Source organism: uncultured Fibrobacter sp. (genome assembly GCF_947166265.1).
Taxonomy (GTDB): domain Bacteria; phylum Fibrobacterota; class Fibrobacteria; order Fibrobacterales; family Fibrobacteraceae; genus Fibrobacter.
Genome location: NZ_CAMVDO010000017.1, coordinates 1 through 17,662, shown reverse-complemented (window position 1 = coordinate 17,662; position 17,662 = coordinate 1). Strand labels below are relative to the sequence as shown.

Here is a 17,662-nt window from a genome sequence, read left to right as displayed (position 1 = left end):
CTTTTTGGTTGTTCATGATTTTCCTGTTCGAAGAATTTGCCTACAGTACCGATTACCTCAAGGAGGTTATCGGTTATAGGGGCAATAGCGATTTCCAGAGCGAGAGCGGTTTTAATACCAAAGTGGCCGACACGGGTGCCAAAATAAATGGCGTCGGTTATTGCTTTTTCAACGGGAATCCTGTATTCGTGCTGCCCAAGGTCTTTCTCGACAGCAACAATACAAAGGCTTTCGGTGTGCCGATCGCTGCGAACGGCGAGGATATTTTCGGAAAGGGCGAGTCGCCCATAAAGAACGTTCAGCGCAGGTTTCTCTCGTCACTTTCGACTTGGCTCTATTCCGCTATCGACAAATACCGCACCGACAGCGATATGACCGGCGTCCGTTCCCCGGACCACATGGAACATTCCAAATTCAGGGGAGATGCCCGCTATGCGACGCTGCTCGATATCATGAGCAGCATGGAACTGTTCTACAAGAAAAACCAGAACCTGTTCGTCTTTGTCGCCAAGAACAAGCATAGCGGAAACAACCGGATTAACTGGCAGCGGACCATCGCGAAAAAGACGCCTTTTATTCAAGGCGATTCGCCAATCTACATGGAACTGGTGAACAAGAAGAAGGTTTTTGATTTGGACGACCGTCTGCTTGTTCTGTATTTCTCCGCGATGAAGTTTATCCAGGACGAGTTCGGGTTCGAAATGCCGCAGAGCGAGTTCTACGTTCCGCTCAAAGGGCGGGAGTTCGCACGCCTTCTGGAATGCGAACGCGGGCTGCGCGAACTTCGCCGTATCAAGTACAAGTATTTCGAAGACCGCCTGCTGAAACTCTACAACATAATGGAGGCGTTTTTCCGTTGGGGTGCCAGGTACACCAACAAGAACGTAAAGGCGAAGGAATACCTGATTGCAAATTCGTTCAACAATGTTTTCGAGGCGATGATAGACAGCCTCATCAGCGACCAGGACAAAGAAGTCGCGAAGTTGAAGAAAAACGAAGACGGCAAGATAATCGACCACCTGTACAAGGAAAAGTCGCTGATATTCGCCGACGGGAGCGAAAGTATTTGGCACATTGGCGATAGCAAGTATTATAAAGAAGAAAACGAGGTGCTCGGCCAGTCGGTTGCAAAGCAGTACACCTACGCCAAGAACATTGTCCAGGACTTTTTCTCTCCCGATTTTGTCGATGGCAATGACGAATGCTATAGTTCGGGCGTTCATCAAGGGGTACGTTATAGGGACTCGGTGACGGAAGGCTACAGCGTCACGCCGAACTTCTTTATCCGCGGATTTGTCCCGGAATACGAAAGCGATGGCCAGTACGACGATCCGTATTTTTCGAAGAAAGGCGAATCGAAAGACCCGATCAAGCCCGGCGATGACATGTGGGGTAAGCGCAACCGTCATTTCCGCAATCGCCTCTTTGACCGCGACACGCTCCTGCTGAAGGTGTACAACATAAACTTCTTGTACGTGCTAAAGACATACACCTCCAAGCATTCGTCCCTGCGCGACGATTTCAAGAAGAAGACCCGAAAGAGATTCCGCGATGATTTTTTGGAGCTGCTGGGCGACAATTACTACTTCTGGGCCGTATATTTGCCGGACTGGCAAAAACCCGATTATGCAGAACGGCTCCAGAATTTTGTTGACCGCCATTTCCATGCGCTAGTGGGCCGCGTGTTCCAACCCGCAGGAACGCCGCATTGCCTGATACTCGCGCTGGAACAAAGTGCCGTGAACGTTTCGCTGAAAGGCGCCTTGGATAAAGATTACGAAAAAATTCGTCAAATTGTTCAAGACGAAAAGTGCGAAATATTCCAAGTGTGGCCCCATGAAATTTGGGATAACGGTAATTCCCAGAAATGGGACGATGAAAGCCTGCAGAAAAACAAAGTCACTGAATTAGGCGTGGTTGACGCACTTGTAAAATTTTCTTAGGCCCCTTGCCAACTTTTTAGATATTAGGTACATTAAAGCTGCACGTGGTTCTCTGTCAAATGGAGAATCGCGTTTTTTTATTCCGATTTTATCGAGGTCAAAATTTTTGACCTCGGTGCAGGAATAAGGGGACGCCTCTAACATAAACAAGCCGCGTTCGCGGCTACTCGGAGGCTATATGGCTAAAAAGAATGATATGGCGGTTGCGCCAGTCAAATCGGAGTTCCCGCTTATCGATGAATCTCTGCTCAAATCGCGGATATATACTGTCCGCGGGGTCAAGGTGATGCTTGATGCCGACCTGGCCGAGATTTACGGGTATACGACAAAGAGATTTAACGAACAGGTGAAAAATAATATCGAAAAATTTGATGAAGATTTTCGTTTCCAATTAACTTTAAAGGAGGCGGAAACATGTTCAAGGTCGAAAATTTCGTCCTTGAACAACAATCGACGGGGGACTAACATAAAATATGCCCCCTACGCCTTTACCGAACAGGGTATCTACATGCTCATGACGGTGCTCAAGGGCGAACGGGCGACTGCTCAAAGCAAGGCTTTGATTCGCCTTTTCAAGCAGATGAAGGACTATATCGTTGCTGAAAACCATCAACTGCTCGGAACTGCGGGAATCGCCCAGATTGCTGCGCAGACTGCTCAAAATACACATGAAATCGCGGCCGTTTCCGCCGAAGTAAAGGAACTTTCTGGCGAAGTTCGCGATATCAGGAGCGATCTGGGGAAAATCAATGTGGACCTCCGGATGGTCATGGAAAACTTCGTTGATCCTTCGTCTTTCAGGCACTTCCTAATTCTGAACGGGCACAAGCTGGAGGCGGACGTCGCTTACGCGCAGATTTACGGCATGGCGAAGAAATCGGTGCTGATTGTAGATAACTATGTAGATGTCAAGACGCTGAATTTGCTGCGGAATGTGCGCAAAGGCGTTTCCGTCCTGATTTTCAGCGACTTGCTCGGTGGAAGCCGCATGACAGATGACATGCTTGCCGATTATCGGGCCGCCCGACCGGACGTATCGATTGACAAGAAACCCGCCATGCACAAGTTCCACGACCGCTACATTCTCGTGGATTTCAAGACCGAGAGCGAAAAGTTGTACCATTGCGGGGCGTCTTCCAAAGATGCCGGCAACAAGATTACGACCATCGTGCAACTGGACGACGTTGATGCATACCGGAACATGTTTGAGGAATTGTTGTCCCGACTAAAGCGAGAAACAATCAAATAAAGGAGAATTACTGTGAAGAAAAAAGCAGAGAACGAGAAAGAACTTGAATTGCCTAAGGAACTCTTGGAATCAATAGCTGGGCTTAATGAACTTATGAGTCAGCATCAGGATCAAGCCGCCGCAATGTTGTACAGGTTAATGTTTCGCCATGAACGGAACATCCATGTTCTGGACCGCTACTCAGATGTCGTACTTGGAGGCGTTTCTGGCATGGGCAGCGTGTTCGCGAAAGAGGATTACAGAAATTTCTTACAATACCTGTTGTATGTTGTTCCGAACGAATATGCCCCACATAAAGAAATGTACGACGAAGAATGTAGCACTGCCGAAGAGGATGAGGAGAGTTGAACATGACTTTTTTTTTCATCAGCGACTTACACGTAGATTTTTACTCGCTGCGCAGTCGGACGGTATCGTTGTTGCATCGGTATTTCGAGGAATTCTTCGAACGGTATTTTTTACCGGCGGATGTGTGCTGCATTGCGGGCGATATCGCGAACAACTACTTTACCTACGTGGAGTTTCTAAAATTCATTGCAACCAAGTACAGCGCTGTCTATGTGTGTTTTGGCAACCATGACATCATTACCGAAAAGGCTGGAGTTTTCGGTGCTGAAAAAGACTTCCCGACCTCCGAAGGCAAGATGGATTTTTTCTTGAAAGAGTCCGCAAAAATTCCGAACATTCGCCTGTTAGAAAACTGCATGCAGGATGGCATTGCCGGATGCATGGGTATGTGCGATTTCAAGTACATGCACACACCGGGAGCATCGGAAATCTTGAATCAGATGCTATGGTCAACACGCTGGTTCGACGGTCGTCATTGGAACTACATGCGTAATAATCCGGGGCGTCTGTGGGAGCACTACGATGTCGTGCTGCGTGATCTTTCTTTAAAGAAGCCCAAGATCATGATGTCTCATTTCTTGCCACTGGAATTCGGGATGGCGGAACGCTACATACATGACCCGTGTTCGAACTTCTTCTATTTTCATGGAGCCCCGTATCTTGAAAACTTGGATGACGGAAGCATTTACCAAGCTGGACATACTCATACGGCCATCAAGAAGACGTTCGTGGATTTGCAGGGCAAATGCCATCTGTTGCTTTGCAATCCCGTCGGGTATCCCGACGAGAACCCGTATGCCGAAAATGATCTTCGTAGAGAAGATTTTCTGATAGAATTAGACACAAGCATAGGCCTTGCGGCCCGTACGTGCATCCGCGGGGTCAAGGTGATGCTCGATGCATACCGCCCCATGTTTGAGGAGCTAACTCACTCCCATTGATAAAAAATCAACAAAAAGTGTATTTTGGGGCGGTTTTTAGCCTGTTTTTGGGGCTAATTTTATTGTGGTTGGAAATTTTTAGGAGTTCTTATGAGAACGCTGGGCATAGTGTTTGGTACTTTGGCGTGTGCAGCCGTGTTTGCTGTTGCTGCCGAAAATCCCCTCAAATTGTGGTACAATAGCGATGCGGGTACCGAATTTACGAATGCTTTGCCCATTGGCAACGGCTACATGGGCGGCATTGTCTACGGTGGCGTTACAAAAGACATTATCGGCCTGAACGAAAGTACCGTGTGGTCGGGCGGCCCGGGCGACAACAACAAGCAGGGGGCGGCAAGCCACTTGAAAGACGCGCGCGATGCCATGTTCCGCGGCGACTACCGCACGGCGGAATCTATCGTGTCTAACTATATGATTGGCCCAGGCCCGGCAAGTTTCCAGCCGGTGGGTGACCTGGTGATTACCACGTCGCATTCGGGCGCGACAAACTACCGCCGCGAACTCGACCTCAAAACGGCTATCGCAAAAACGACGTACACGGCCGGCGGCGTCAACTACACGCGCGAATATTTTGCAAGCTACCCGGACCACGTGATCGTGGTGCACCTCACGGCCGACAAAGGCGGCTCGGTGAGCTTTGGCGCCACCATGACGACTCCGCACCGTAGCAACAGCATGTCGAGCAGCGGCAACACGCTCGTTTACGACGTGACGGTGAATTCCATCAAGTTCCAAAATCGCCTGAACGTGGTGGCCGACGGCGGCACGGTTTCGGTCGCGAACGGCAAAATCAACGTGCAGGGCGCAAATTCTGCAATGCTCGTGCTCACCACGGCTACGAACTTCAAGTCTTATAACGATGTCTCGGGCAACCCGGGTGCAATCGCAACAGAGATTATGTCGAAGGTCGCAAAAAAGTCTTACGATGACTTGCTTGCCGCGCACCTCAAGGATTACCAGACGATTTTCAATCGCGTCTCTTTGAACTTGGGCGAACCCGACAAGAGCGCAGGCGACATTACCAGCACTCGCGTCAAGAATTTCAATTCCACGAATGACCCCTCCTTGGTGGAACTGCATTACCAGTTCGGCCGTTACTTGCTGATTTCGAGCTCGCGCAAGGGTGGCCAGCCCGCCAACTTGCAGGGCATTTGGAACAAGGATACGAACCCGGTTTGGGGCAGCAAGTACACCACGAACATTAACCTCGAAATGAACTACTGGCCGGTAGAGACGGCGAACCTCGGCGAATGCGTGTGGCCGCTCATCGACAAAATCAAGAGCATGGTGCCGCAGGGCGAAAAGACTGCCAAGGTGCACTGGGGCGTAGACGAAGGCTGGGTGGAACACCACAATACCGACCTCTGGAACCGTACCGCACCTATCGATGGCGCGTGGGGCTTGTGGCCGACGGGTGCCGGCTGGCTCAGCACGCACTTGTGGGAACATTTCTTGTTCAACCCGACTGACAAGGCTTACTTGCAAGACGTTTATTCGACCATGAAGGGGGCGGCGCTCTTCTTCGTGAATAGCCTGGTTGAAGAGCCCGAAACAGGCAACAAATACTTGGTGACTGCTCCGAGTGATTCTCCGGAAAATGACCACGGCGGCTACAATGTTTGCTTTGGCCCGACCATGGACAACCAGATTATTCGCGACGTGCTGAATTACACCATTGAGGCGTCCAAGATTCTGGGCGTCGACGAAGAGGCCCGCGCCAAGATGGAAGCGGTGGTAAAGCGCCTGCCGCCTACAAAGACGGGTAAGTACGGCCAAATTACGGAATGGCTGCAGGATTGGGATGACCCGAACAACAAGAACCGCCATATTTCGCACCTGTACGGTCTTTTCCCGAGTGCGCAGATTACGCCGGAAGAAACTCCCGACTTGATCAAGGGCGCAGGCGTTACGCTCAAGCAGCGCGGCGACGATGCGACCGGCTGGTCCTTGGCTTGGAAGATTAATTTTTGGGCCCGCATGCACGACGGCGATCACGCTTACACCATGATTCGCATGCTGCTGACGCCGAACAAGACTTACAATAATTTGTTCGATTCCCATCCGCCGTTCCAGATTGACGGTAACTTCGGTGCGGTCTCGGGCGTGAACGAAATGCTCATGCAGAGCCATAACGGCCGAATCAACTTGTTGCCGGCATTGCCTTCGCAGTGGAAAGACGGTAGCATCAAGGGCATTCGCGCCCGCGGCGGTTTCGAAATCGATTCCATGGCCTGGAAGGGTGGCAAGCTCACTTATGTGGCGGTCAAGTCCGATGTGGGCCAGACGCTGAACATTGTGAATGGTTCTAACAAGTTCACCACGACGACGGTGCCGGGCAAGGTTTACGAATTCGACGGCAACCTCAAACTCACGAATCAGCCGTTCGAGCCGGTCACGCTCCCGGGCAAGCTCGAAGCCGAAAGCTACACCGCCATGGATGGCGTGCAGATTGAACCCGACGAAGAAGGCGTGCCGAATCTCGGCTGGATTAACGATGGCGACTACAGCGAATACCTGGTGAAGGTTCCGACTGCTGGCGCCTATACGCTTACTGCCCGCGTGGCAAGCGCTGCCGAAGAAAAGTCGACCATTACGGTAAGCGATTCTACGGGCAAGGTTCTGGCAATGCTTACGGTGGACCCCGCAAGGACCAAGGGCTGGAACGACTGGTACGAAACTTCGACTCAGATCGCGCTCGACAAGGGCGAACAGACTCTCAAGTTCACTTATTCCGGTACAACCGACTTCTTGATGAATGTGGACTGGTACAACTTCGATAGTGACCCGACGGCCATTCCGACGGTGGCTCGCATGGCAAGCGCGCTCTCGGTTCGTCAAGTGTCGATGGCCCGCGCCTCGGTGGCCCTGATGGTGAATACCGACGGCGATTTCGAGGTCCGCCTGTATACGGCGAACGGCAACATGGTGGCCAAACGGCAGGGTAGCGGTAATTCCCTGGTGGAATTCGGCAAAAATGGTCGCCTGCTGCAGGGAACCTATATTGCGGTTGTCAAGAGCGGTAACCTGCAAAAAACGCTCAAAATCAAGGCATATTGATAACTTGTCCACGCGAATGTGCTTTTCGCGTGGATTTTTGCTCTTTTTTAAGGGTATCTTTATCGTGGTGAGTTATGAAAGTCGCCTTTTTTAGGCGAAAAGGGATAAGATTATGAAGTTTGCAAAGAGCGTTAAGGTGGCTGCAGCCCTTGTTGGTTTCGGGCTTTGCACGCAGGCTATGGCCGAAAACCCGCTTATCCAGACCTATTATTCTCCGGACCCGGCGCCTGTCGTGTTCGGCGATACGCTTTGCACCTATTCCGGCAACGACGAGGGCGGCAGCTTCTTCACGATGCACGGCTGGCGCGTATCGTGCACCACGGATATGGTGAACTGGACCGACATGAACACCCTCATTTTGGAAGCGGGAGACTTCAACGGTTCTGCCAAGAAAAACGGCGACTGGGCATCTCAATGTATTCGCCGCAACGACAAGTACTATTATTACGTGACCGTGGAATCCACCCGCGGCGGCCGCGCCGTCAACGTAGCCGTGTCCGACAAGAAGGAAGGCCCCTTCAAGGATGCCCTGAACGGCAAGCACTTGGCGGGCCCCAACTGGGACTACATCGACCCCACCGTATTTATTGACGACGATGGCCAGGCATGGCTCTACTGGGGTAACCCGAAGCTCTATTATTGCCCCCTCAAGGAGAACATGATCGAATGCGCAAGCGACATCAAGGTCTCCGACATGAGTACCTTTAACGGCAAGTATACCGAAGGCCCGTGGATTCACAAGCGCGGCAAGAAGTATTACATGATTTACGCCGCCGGTGGCATTCCCGAATCCATTGACTATTCCTGGAGTGATTCTCCGACGGGCCCCTGGACCTACAAGGGAGTCATTATGCCGAGTAGCGAACCGGGTTCCGCGTTCACCGTCCACTCCGGCATTGTCGACTTTAAGGGCCGTAGCTTCTTCTTCTACCATAACCAGAAAAACGTGAAGGGCGGCGGCTACAGCCGTTCTACCGCCATCGAGGAATTCACCTGGAATGCCGACGGTACCATTCCCACAATCCGCGCCACCAACAATGGCGTCGTGAAGCCCATCAAGAACCTTGACCCGTTCGTGCGCGTGGAAGCCGAAACCAAGGCTTGGGTTGGCGGCATGACTGTCAATACGTCGGGCGGTTACACCATCATCGAGCATGTCGGTGCCGAATACGGCAATGTGTTCCTCACCAAGATGAACAGCGGATTCTATACGAAGGTGCGCTCTGTGGACATGGGCGACGGTGCCGACCGCATTATCGTTTGCACCAGGGGTAACGGCGGTAAGCTTGAACTCCATGCCGGTTCCGAAAACGGCGCTCTCCTTGCGTCCATGAATATCCCTGCAAGTTCTGCTTGGGAAGAACATACCTTTGATGTGACCGATGCTGCCGGCGTCGACGATCTGTTCTTTGTGGTAAAGCAGGGCGGGTTCGATTTCGACTACTGGTATATGGAAAGCGAAAAGACTGCCGTTCCGCAGACAGCTTACAACGATAAGCCGGCGACAATTCCGGGCAAGATCGAAGCCGAAAACTACGACGTGGGCGGTCACAACAAGGCTTTCTACGATAACGACCGCGAAAATCAGGGCAAGGTCTACCGCGAAGACGAAGTCGACGTCGTAGACATTAGTGATTCCAAGTGCGGGGAAGCCGCCTGCACGGGCTACGCCATCGGTTACACGAACGATGGCGAATGGATGGAATACACCATCAACGTCACTTCCGATGCCAAGTACGACATTACGGCGAATGTGGCAACCGCATTCGAGACCTCAGCGATGCAGCTGTTCATTGACGACAAGGAAATCACAGAATCGGTTGTTGCCCCGAAGGTCGATAGCGTATGGACTACCTACAAGGTGATTGACGTGGGCTCTGTCGATCTCAAGAAGGGCGAACACGTGCTCAAGCTCTTGATTACCGGCGGTTACTTGAACGTGGACTGGATTCAGTTTGTTGATCCTAGCAATCCCACTTCTATCGGCGTTGCTCGCAATGTTCAGCTTGCCCCGCAGACAGCGTCTTACAACGTGTTCGGCGCCACCGGCAAGTTCCTCGGACGTATCGACAATGTTCAGGCAAGTCTCTCTGCAAGCCTTAAGCAGGCGGGTTACGCGAATGGCATGTACATCTTGCGCGGTGTGAACCACTCCAAGACTGTGCGCGTTCAGGTGAAATAATCCAAAGGTTCCTGCCTGCACTAAGCACGGCTGAAGTGAGCCTGCCGAAGGGCCAACGCAAAGGACCGAATAAGGTCCCTGAGCCTGTCGAAGGGCCGACGCAATCTAGGCGTTGACAACTTATCAACGAGAACTCCTTTTATAGGAGTTCTTTTTTGTTATACAAAAGATATCTTTTTATTGGTGTGGAAGATTAAGTGAGGTTATTATGAAGAACTTCTTGGTTTCGTCAGCTTTTACCTGTGCCGCCTTGTGCGGGGCACTCACAACGGTTGCGTATTCGCAACCCAACGACGAATGGAACGGCAAACCGCGTGTTTTCGCGGTGAACGTGCTTACGCCGCACGTGACTTCGATGCCGTATACAACGGTCAAAGAAGCCGTGAAGGGCGACCGCCATGCTTCTGAATGGTACCAGAGCCTTTCGGGCAAGTGGAAATTCTACCATGTAGAAAAACCTGCCCAGCGTAACAACGACTTCTACAAGGACAATTACGATGTCTCTGGCTGGGACGAAATCCCGGTGCCTTCTTCTTGGCAGTTGCTGGGTTACGACCATCCGATTTACACCAACGTGATTTATCCGTGGGCGCAGAACAACAGGGTTTCTGCTCCGGGTGCTCCGACTGATTTTAACCCGGTGGGCCATTACCGCCGTACCTTCACCGTTCCCGAAAAGTGGGCGGGCAAGCGCATCCGTCTGCATTTCGAAGGTGTGGAATCCGCTTACTATGTGTGGGTGAACGGCAACTACGTGGGTTATGCCGAAGACTCCTTCACCGACCACGAATTCGATATCAACAAGTACCTGCGCAAGGGCGAAAACAACATCTCCGTGCAGGTGTTCCGCTGGTGCGACGGTTCCTGGCTTGAAGATCAGGACTTTATCCGCCTCGCGGGCATTATGCGCGACGTCTATATCTACGCTGTTCCCGAAGTGCATATTCAGGACTTCCAGATTGACGCGACTCTTGCAAGTAACTACAAGGACGGTATCCTGAAAACCACCGCATGGATTTACAACTCTACCGGCAAGGCTTCGGGCGACTATACCGTTGAACTTTCTCTGTACAACGAGAACGGAACCGAAGTGATTGCGCCTTCTGCCCAGAAGGTTTCGGGCATCAATCCGAACGGAGGCGAAAAGAGTGTCCACTTCGAAATCCCTTACACGGCGCCCAAGCTCTGGTCTGCCGAATCGCCGAACCTCTACACGGCGGTGCTTGCCATCAAGGATGCCAGTGGCGAAATTATCCAGGTCGAAAGTAACAAGATCGGCTTTAGGAAAATCGAAATCAAGAAGGACAATGGCGCTCCCCGTCTTTACGTGAACGGTATGCCCATCAAGTTCCACGGTGTGGACCGTCACGAACTCGATCCGGATGACGGCCGCGCAGTGACCTACGAACGCATGGAAAAAGACGTGATCCTCATGAAGCGTTTCAACATCAATGCACTCCGTATGTCGCACTATCCGAACAATCCGTATATGTATGACCTTTGCGACAAGTACGGTATCTACGTGATTGACGAAGCCAACGTGGAAAGCCACGGTGCCAACAGCGAACTTCCGAAAAACAGCGACGACTGGCGCGCCCCGGCGGTGGACCGCATGAATTCCATGGTGCAACGCGACAAGAACCACCCCTGCATTATCTTGTGGTCCTTGGGTAACGAGGCCGGTAACGGTAACGTGTTCGCCTCGGAACGCGAACGTGCGCACCAGATTGACTCTACCCGATTTGTGCATTACGAAGGCGACTGGAACAATGCCGATGTGAACAGCTGGATGTATTTTGGCCCCGACGCCGTGCGCAGCTACAACGACGCCAATAAGCCGATTATGCTCTGCGAATACGAACACGCCATGGGTAACTCCGTGGGTGATCTGCAGGAATACATGGACGCCTTCTACGGCAACCCGCGTTCCTTCGGTGGCTTCATTTGGGACTTTATCGACCAGGGCCTTCGCCATCAGGGTACTCCATACTTTGAGTTCGGTGGCATGTGGGGCGACTGGCAGAACGACGACAACTTCTGCGCAAACGGCCTCGTGTTCCCCGATAGATCGCTCCAGCCGGAAATGTGGGAAGTCAAATATCAGTATGCTCAAGTTCGCGTGAAGAATGTGGATGCCGCAAAGGGCAAGATCCAGATTGAAAGCCGCTACCTGTACAAGAACCTGGGCGATTTCCTCGATGCTTACTGGTCTATCAAGGAAAATGGCAAGGTCATTAAGGAAGGCAAGCTGAACGGCACCCAGATGAACATTGGCCCGAACGAAAAGAAAGAAGTGACCATCGACATGCCGAAAATCGAAACCTCCATTGGCGCTGAATATTTCCTGGATATCGATTTCCGCCTGAAAAAGGATGAACTCTGGGCAAAGGCCGGCTTTAGCGTGGGTCATGAACAGTTCGGCATCGATTTGGGCCAACTCTGGTCTACCGAAGTGGATATCAGCTCTATGCCTAGCTACAAGGTGAACAAGACCGACGGTCTCTCGATCGAAGGAACCGATTTCAAGATTCGCTTTGACGAAAGTGCGGGTACCCTCGCCAGCTACATTCTCGATGGCGATACCATTATCAAGGATGGCGGCCGCCCGAATTTCTGGCGCGCTCCGATCGACAACGACAAGGGCTTCAACATGGAACGCGGTCATGGTGAATGGCGCAAGGCAAGCCTAAAGCGCAACGTGACTTCCGAAGTCAAGGAAGTCTCTCCGCAAGAAACCCAGGTGACCTTCAACTTCAGCTTCCCGGATGTGGGTAGCTCCAAGATGAAGATGACCTACTATGTGTACGGTAGCGGTGACATTGTGGTGAGCTACACGTTCAACCCCGATGGCTCCAAGAGCTACCTCCCGAACGTGGGTACGCTTTTCACCGTGCCGGGTGGCTACGAGAAAGTCCGCTGGTTCGGTCGCGGTCCTCATGAAAACTACCAGGGTCGTAACCGCGGAAGCTTTATGGGTCTCTATTCTACGCTCGCCGACTCTATGACGGTCAAGTATATGGAAATTGGCGAAACGGGTCAGCGCACCGACGTCAAGTGGGCAACGCTCACCAACAACGACGGCAAGGGCTTGATGATCGTGGGTAACCCGCGCATGGAATTCAGCGCCCAGCACTACACTCCGGAACAGCTTACCAACGTGAAGCTCCCGTGGGAACTCAAGCGCGACAAGGACATTACGCTCCGTGTGGACTTGCACCAGATGGGTCTTGGCGGCATCAACAGCTGGGGTGCCGAACCGCTCAATGCTTACCGCTTGCCTGCCAACCGCGAATACTCTCATACCTTCCGCCTGGCTCCGATCCGTAAAAAGCTGAACGACCCCACCGAATACTCGCTGCTCGGCTTCCGCAACTTCGGCTGGAACGACCTTCCGGCTGAAAAGTATCCGGGTGACAAGATCTACGAGAACCAGCCGACGAAGGATATCACCGAAGATGCAAATCCGGATCCGGAACAGACGACTCCTGTGCAGCCGATGGTCTTCAAGAACGCTGAATCTGCTGTTACCCGCAACTACAGCGTGTTCGACATGCAGGGCCGCCTTGTGGCGAAGTTCACGACCGTAGGCATCGAAGATCTGCAGGCAAAGACCTCTGCCGCAGTGAATCGCTCCGGAACCTACCTCGTCAAGTCTAAGTCCGGCAACGCCTTCCGCATCAACGTGCGCTAGCTCTTGTCGTCATCCCCGCGACACTTTGTCGTCATCCCCGCGAAGGCGGGGATCTAAGAAACTCCACACCCCATGCATGACGCCCCGGCCCAAGGCCGGGGCGTTTCCGTCCGCGCAAGTCGCAGTTCTCATAATCCTTCGGTTGCTTTCGTATAATGCCGAGTTGAGGCAGCGGGCCTGTCGCCCGCTGTCGAAACGAAGGGAGAACAACGGCTGACTAACCTTTTGGAGCTCGCTTTTGCCGTTGTTCTCTTTCGAATAAAGCCGAGTTGAGGCAGCGGGCCTGTCGCCCGCTGTCGAAACGAAGGGAGAACAACGGCTTGCTAGCCTTTTGGAGTTCGCGCTTTCCGTTGTTCTCTTTCGTATAATGCCAAACGAAGGCAGCGGACTTGAAGTCCGCTGTCGGAGCGCCGGGAGAACAACGGCTTGCTAACCTTTTGGAGCTCGCTTTTGCCGTTGTTCTCTTATATAAAAAGAAGCTCCCGCAAAAGCGGGAGCTCCTTTGGTTGGGTTTTTCAGGAGGTGTTTTTTTAGGAGTAAAACGTTACGGCAAGGTGAACTGCTTCAAGAACGGCCAGCCGATGTTGCCATCGCCTTGTTCGTGGCCACCCCCCTGCTTGGTGCAGAGGACAACCTTCACGCCGTCGCGGCAGGTGGAGTATTCCTGACAGCCGTCGCCGTTGGTCGTTGCGACGCCTGTACAGCCGTTCTTCTGTGCCCAGAATTGGAAGTTACCTTCTGCTCCGAGGAAGTTCAGACCGTCGTTGTAGCCGCTATCGCCACCCTGGTATCTGCAGACCGGGTCAGCCGTGCCTCGGAACATGATAACGGAAATCGGACGTTCCGGATTGCACTTGGCGCTGTTCGTGGTGTTCAGGTCCATAGCAGCAGGAGCCACTGCGGCGTAGATGTCGGACATGAAGCAGGCCACGTGGTTGCTCATACCGCCACCCATCGAGAAACCTGCTGCGTATACGCGCTTCTTGTCGATGCAGACCTTTTCTTCCACGGCGGCAATCATTTCACGGGAGAACTTGAGGTCGTCATCGTTAGAGCAGCACGGACCTACGTTCCAGCCCGGGCCCATCGTCTTGGTGGTACCTTGCGGGTACAAGGCAATAACGCCTTCCTTGTCGGTGAGTGCTCTGTACTTCGTATCTTTCTTCTGACCTTCACTGCTGCCACCAATCGGGTGGTAGTCGACAAACAGGGGTACCGGCTTATCGCCCGTGTAGGTACTCGGCACATGCATAATGAAGGTACGGTTCTTGCCGTCCACGTTCACGCTCATGTTGTGGTCGCCGGCCTGGTATGTCTTGCCGGTACAATCCACCGGGGTGTCATCCTGCTTCTTGCTGCTGGAAGAAGGAATAATCAGTTCGCCTCCGCTCGAACTCGAATTCGTGTTGGAGGGCTTTTCCATCAGGATTTCGACGCCGGTTTCGACTTCGGCCTTCATCTGGTAAACCTGGTTGGCGTACTCAGCCAACGAGAACTGGAGCATCGGGAGCATGTCACCTTCCTTCTTGAGTGCGGTTACGCCCTTGTCGGTAACCATGAAGGTGCTGTTGTTTCTGTCGGCGTTGATGCGGACGAACTTGGTGCCGCGAGCGAGCTTGCCCAGGTCGAGAGAGACAATACCCTGGACTTGTCCAACGTTGTTCTGCTTAAGAACCTTGCCCATAGCGTCAATGATGGATACATTGAGAATCTGGGCATCCGCGTTGTATATCGTGAGCATGTTGCCTTCCATATGGATGGCCATCTTAGATGCTCTTATGTCTGCGAGGGCGTCGGTGCCTTCTCCACTGAGGGAGAAAGTCCCGTCTTCGGCGGAAACCGTTTCGTAGCCCCCGATGTTAAATGTGCTGATTTTTACGCCGCCGAGCAAACGGCCGGAAATTTTGGATTTCACCACGCCATTGATGCTCCAGGCGAAAGCCGAGCTGCAAAGGGCGGAAAGCAGGATTGCGCTACTGGTTATGCTAAAAAGTCTAGGACTCCGCATAAGTGTCTCCTTTTTTGTTTAAAAGTCTTCCCAAACATTTAAATCCGAGAATAAATTTACACATTTATAGTGATTTTGCAATAGAAATTAAATAATTTTTACTATTTTCAAGAAAATTATTACACATTTCCGTGTAAAAAGCGTTTCGCTATTTTACGCTTACAGAGGGGGTGTGGATTTTTTCCTATGCAAACGTTCGTGATTTATGAGATCCATGTGCATACTGCAGGACGTTTGTTTTGTAATGTTTACTCTCTTATGGACATTTTGTCCATAGAATTGTCCATGCCCTTTGAGAAATTTCCTTTTTTAGAGGATAATTTTATTCTTGCATGGAATATTCTAAAAAAGGATGTGGTGTATGAAAAATATTTTGACTACAGTAACAAAGGTGGCAGCGCTTGCTCTTGCGGCGTCAACCTTCTCTTTCGGCGTCGGCATGGCAGAAAATGCCGCCAAGTTCGTTGGAAACATTACGACCAATGGTCAGGTTCGTGCCGATTTCGGTACATATTGGAACCAGATTACGGCCGAAAACGAATGTAAGTGGGCTTCTATCGAAGGAACCCGCGGTAACTATAACTTCTCCGGCTGTAAGCGCGCTTACGACTGGGCAAAACAGAACGGAGCCCATTTCAAGTTCCACGCCCTGGTGTGGGGCTCGCAGTACCCGAACTGGTTGGGCAGCTTGAGCGTTGACGAAACCAAGAAGGCCATTACCGCTTGGTTCGATGCCGTTCAGAGGGAATTCCCCGATCTCGAAATGATTGACGTGGTGAACGAAGCTATTCGCACGGGTCAGGGACAGTACCACTCTGGTTACACGAACACCAAGATTATTCAGGCCCTTGGTGGCGACAACAATGGCGACTACACCTTCGTGACTACGGCCTTCAAGATGGCTCGTGAACGTTGGCCGAAGGCAATCCTCATTTATAATGATTATAATACCGTTCAGTGGAACAAGGACCAGGGTATTCAGCTTATCCAGACCATTAAGAAGAACGGCGCTCCGGTGGATGGCTATGGCTTGCAGGCTCATGACATGATGAGCCAGGGCGGTGGCCAGGGCGGTACCGGTGGTGGCGGAACCTGCTTGAACATCAATACCCTGAAGAACACGGTTCAGGAAATCTATGACAAGACTCAGATTCCTCTGTTCATTTCTGAATACGACATTGCTAGCATGGACGATAACATCCAGAAGCAGTGCTACGAAGAACAAATTTCGTACTTCATGGAATCGGAATTTGTGGCTGGCATTACGATTTGGGGTTATGTCTTCGGTAGCACGTGGCTGAAGTGCGGCTCTGATCAGGAACAAGATAAGAAAGGCTGCTCTGGCATTATTCGTCAGAATGGTGAAGAACGCGCCGCTATGAAGTGGTTGAAGCAGTACCTCGCCGAGAATCAGGGCGTCAACGAAACAGGACTTCCGACGGGTGTTCTGACCCCGGTCGACCCCGAACCGCAGACTCCGTTCAAGGGTACGGCGTATGATCTCTCGAGCAAGATTGAAGCTGAAGACTTTGACGTTCCTGGTAAGGGTAAGGGCAACAACTCCTATTCAGTTAGCGGCGATTGTGACGATACTTGGAATACTACCTATCGTAAGGGAACATCTGTTAAGATTGGTGAAAAGAATGGCGGTCTTGTTCTTGGTTGCAACCCGACAGGAAACTACTTCCAGTACACCATCAACGTGGCAGAAGCCGGCGACTATACCGTGACGGCAAACGTAGCTGCTAACGGATCGGGCTCTATCCTGTTCAAGGTCGGCGACAATGTTGTTTCGGATACGCTTGCATATACCGGTGAATCCTGGACTTCCTTCGATCAGGTCAAGGGAAAAATGAAGCTCGAAGCCGGCGAACAGATCCTGACTCTCGAAATTTCCAAGGGATATATCGATGTCGACTGGTTCGAAATCTCGAAGGAAGGCACTACTTCGATTGCTCAGAAGGTTCATTTCGACAACAATGCCCGTCAGAACTACATTGTGTTCGATACGCATGGTGTTCGCTTGGGCGTGCTGTCTGCCTATGGTTTCGATGCCGCAAAGCAGATCCTCAAGTCCTCCAACGAGGTGAAGTCTTCCGGTATCTACTATCTGCGTAACCGCCTCACCGGCGAAATGCAGAGCGTCCGTATCGCGAAATAAGCCCTGTCCCGCCTCTAGCGCGGGACGCCTCTCTCTTTTAAAATACTCAATACACCAAACAACGGGTCCCGGAGCGGATGCT

The 17,662-nt window shown here is 51.9% G+C and carries 9 protein-coding genes; 8 read left to right on the top strand and 1 reads right to left on the bottom strand.

Going from position 1 to position 17,662, the window contains the following annotated elements; all coding sequences use genetic code 11:
• Positions 1 to 14: 14 nt before the first annotated feature.
• The 7 genes from Q0W37_RS09680 to Q0W37_RS09650 all read left to right on the top strand — a co-directional run bounded on the left by Q0W37_RS09680 (position 15) and on the right by Q0W37_RS09650 (position 13,411).
• On the top strand, positions 15 to 1,943 hold the full coding sequence (locus Q0W37_RS09680) for an LlaJI family restriction endonuclease (protein WP_297700997.1): 1,929 nt from the start codon (positions 15 to 17) through the stop codon (positions 1,941 to 1,943).
• 178 nt (positions 1,944 to 2,121) lie between these two features.
• Positions 2,122 to 3,192, top strand: coding sequence for an ORF6N domain-containing protein (locus tag Q0W37_RS09675; protein ID WP_297700995.1), 1,071 nt, complete (start codon positions 2,122 to 2,124; stop codon positions 3,190 to 3,192).
• A gap of 12 nt (positions 3,193 to 3,204) precedes the next feature.
• Positions 3,205 to 3,540 carry a hypothetical protein gene (locus Q0W37_RS09670; RefSeq protein ID WP_297700992.1) on the top strand — a complete coding sequence of 112 codons (336 nt, stop codon included), beginning with the start codon at positions 3,205 to 3,207 and terminating at the stop codon, positions 3,538 to 3,540.
• Between the two features lie 2 nt (positions 3,541 to 3,542).
• Entirely contained in the window at positions 3,543 to 4,481 is a 939-nt protein-coding gene (locus tag Q0W37_RS09665) for a metallophosphoesterase (RefSeq protein ID WP_297700990.1), read from the top strand.
• 90 nt (positions 4,482 to 4,571) lie between these two features.
• Positions 4,572 to 7,538 (top strand): glycoside hydrolase N-terminal domain-containing protein, encoded by a 2,967-nt coding sequence (locus tag Q0W37_RS09660; protein ID WP_297700987.1) that lies wholly within the window; start codon positions 4,572 to 4,574, stop codon positions 7,536 to 7,538.
• 112 nt (positions 7,539 to 7,650) lie between these two features.
• Positions 7,651 to 9,720 (top strand): family 43 glycosylhydrolase, encoded by a 2,070-nt coding sequence (locus Q0W37_RS09655; RefSeq protein ID WP_297700985.1) that lies wholly within the window; start codon positions 7,651 to 7,653, stop codon positions 9,718 to 9,720.
• Positions 9,721 to 9,928: 208 nt separating this feature from the next.
• A complete protein-coding gene (locus Q0W37_RS09650) occupies positions 9,929 to 13,411 on the top strand; it encodes a glycoside hydrolase family 2 TIM barrel-domain containing protein (RefSeq protein WP_297700983.1) in 3,483 nt (1,160 codons plus the stop codon).
• A gap of 544 nt (positions 13,412 to 13,955) precedes the next feature.
• On the opposite strand, the gene Q0W37_RS09645 is transcribed toward Q0W37_RS09650, so the two are convergent.
• Positions 13,956 to 15,419: a PHB depolymerase family esterase gene (locus tag Q0W37_RS09645; RefSeq protein WP_297700980.1), complete on the bottom strand. Its 1,464-nt coding sequence runs from the start codon at positions 15,417 to 15,419 to the stop codon at positions 13,956 to 13,958.
• 361 nt (positions 15,420 to 15,780) lie between these two features.
• Between Q0W37_RS09645 and Q0W37_RS09640 the strand changes: the two genes are divergently transcribed.
• Complete coding sequence (locus Q0W37_RS09640) at positions 15,781 to 17,580, top strand: endo-1,4-beta-xylanase (RefSeq protein WP_297700978.1); 1,800 nt, start codon at positions 15,781 to 15,783, stop codon at positions 17,578 to 17,580.
• Positions 17,581 to 17,662 lie beyond the last annotated feature (82 nt).

Bases quoted from the DNA above. Each gene is read 5' to 3' on its own strand.
- Q0W37_RS09680 (WP_297700997.1), top strand. From the start codon at position 15: ATGATTTTCCTGTTCGAAGAATTTGCCTACAGTACCGATTACCTCAAG.
- Q0W37_RS09675 (WP_297700995.1), top strand. From the start codon at position 2,122: ATGGCTAAAAAGAATGATATGGCGGTTGCGCCAGTCAAATCGGAGTTC.
- Q0W37_RS09665 (WP_297700990.1), top strand. From the start codon at position 3,543: ATGACTTTTTTTTTCATCAGCGACTTACACGTAGATTTTTACTCGCTG.
- Q0W37_RS09660 (WP_297700987.1), top strand. From the start codon at position 4,572: ATGAGAACGCTGGGCATAGTGTTTGGTACTTTGGCGTGTGCAGCCGTG.
- Q0W37_RS09655 (WP_297700985.1), top strand. From the start codon at position 7,651: ATGAAGTTTGCAAAGAGCGTTAAGGTGGCTGCAGCCCTTGTTGGTTTC.
- Q0W37_RS09650 (WP_297700983.1), top strand. From the start codon at position 9,929: ATGAAGAACTTCTTGGTTTCGTCAGCTTTTACCTGTGCCGCCTTGTGC.
- Q0W37_RS09645 (WP_297700980.1), bottom strand. From the start codon at position 15,419: ATGCGGAGTCCTAGACTTTTTAGCATAACCAGTAGCGCAATCCTGCTT.
- Q0W37_RS09640 (WP_297700978.1), top strand. From the start codon at position 15,781: ATGAAAAATATTTTGACTACAGTAACAAAGGTGGCAGCGCTTGCTCTT.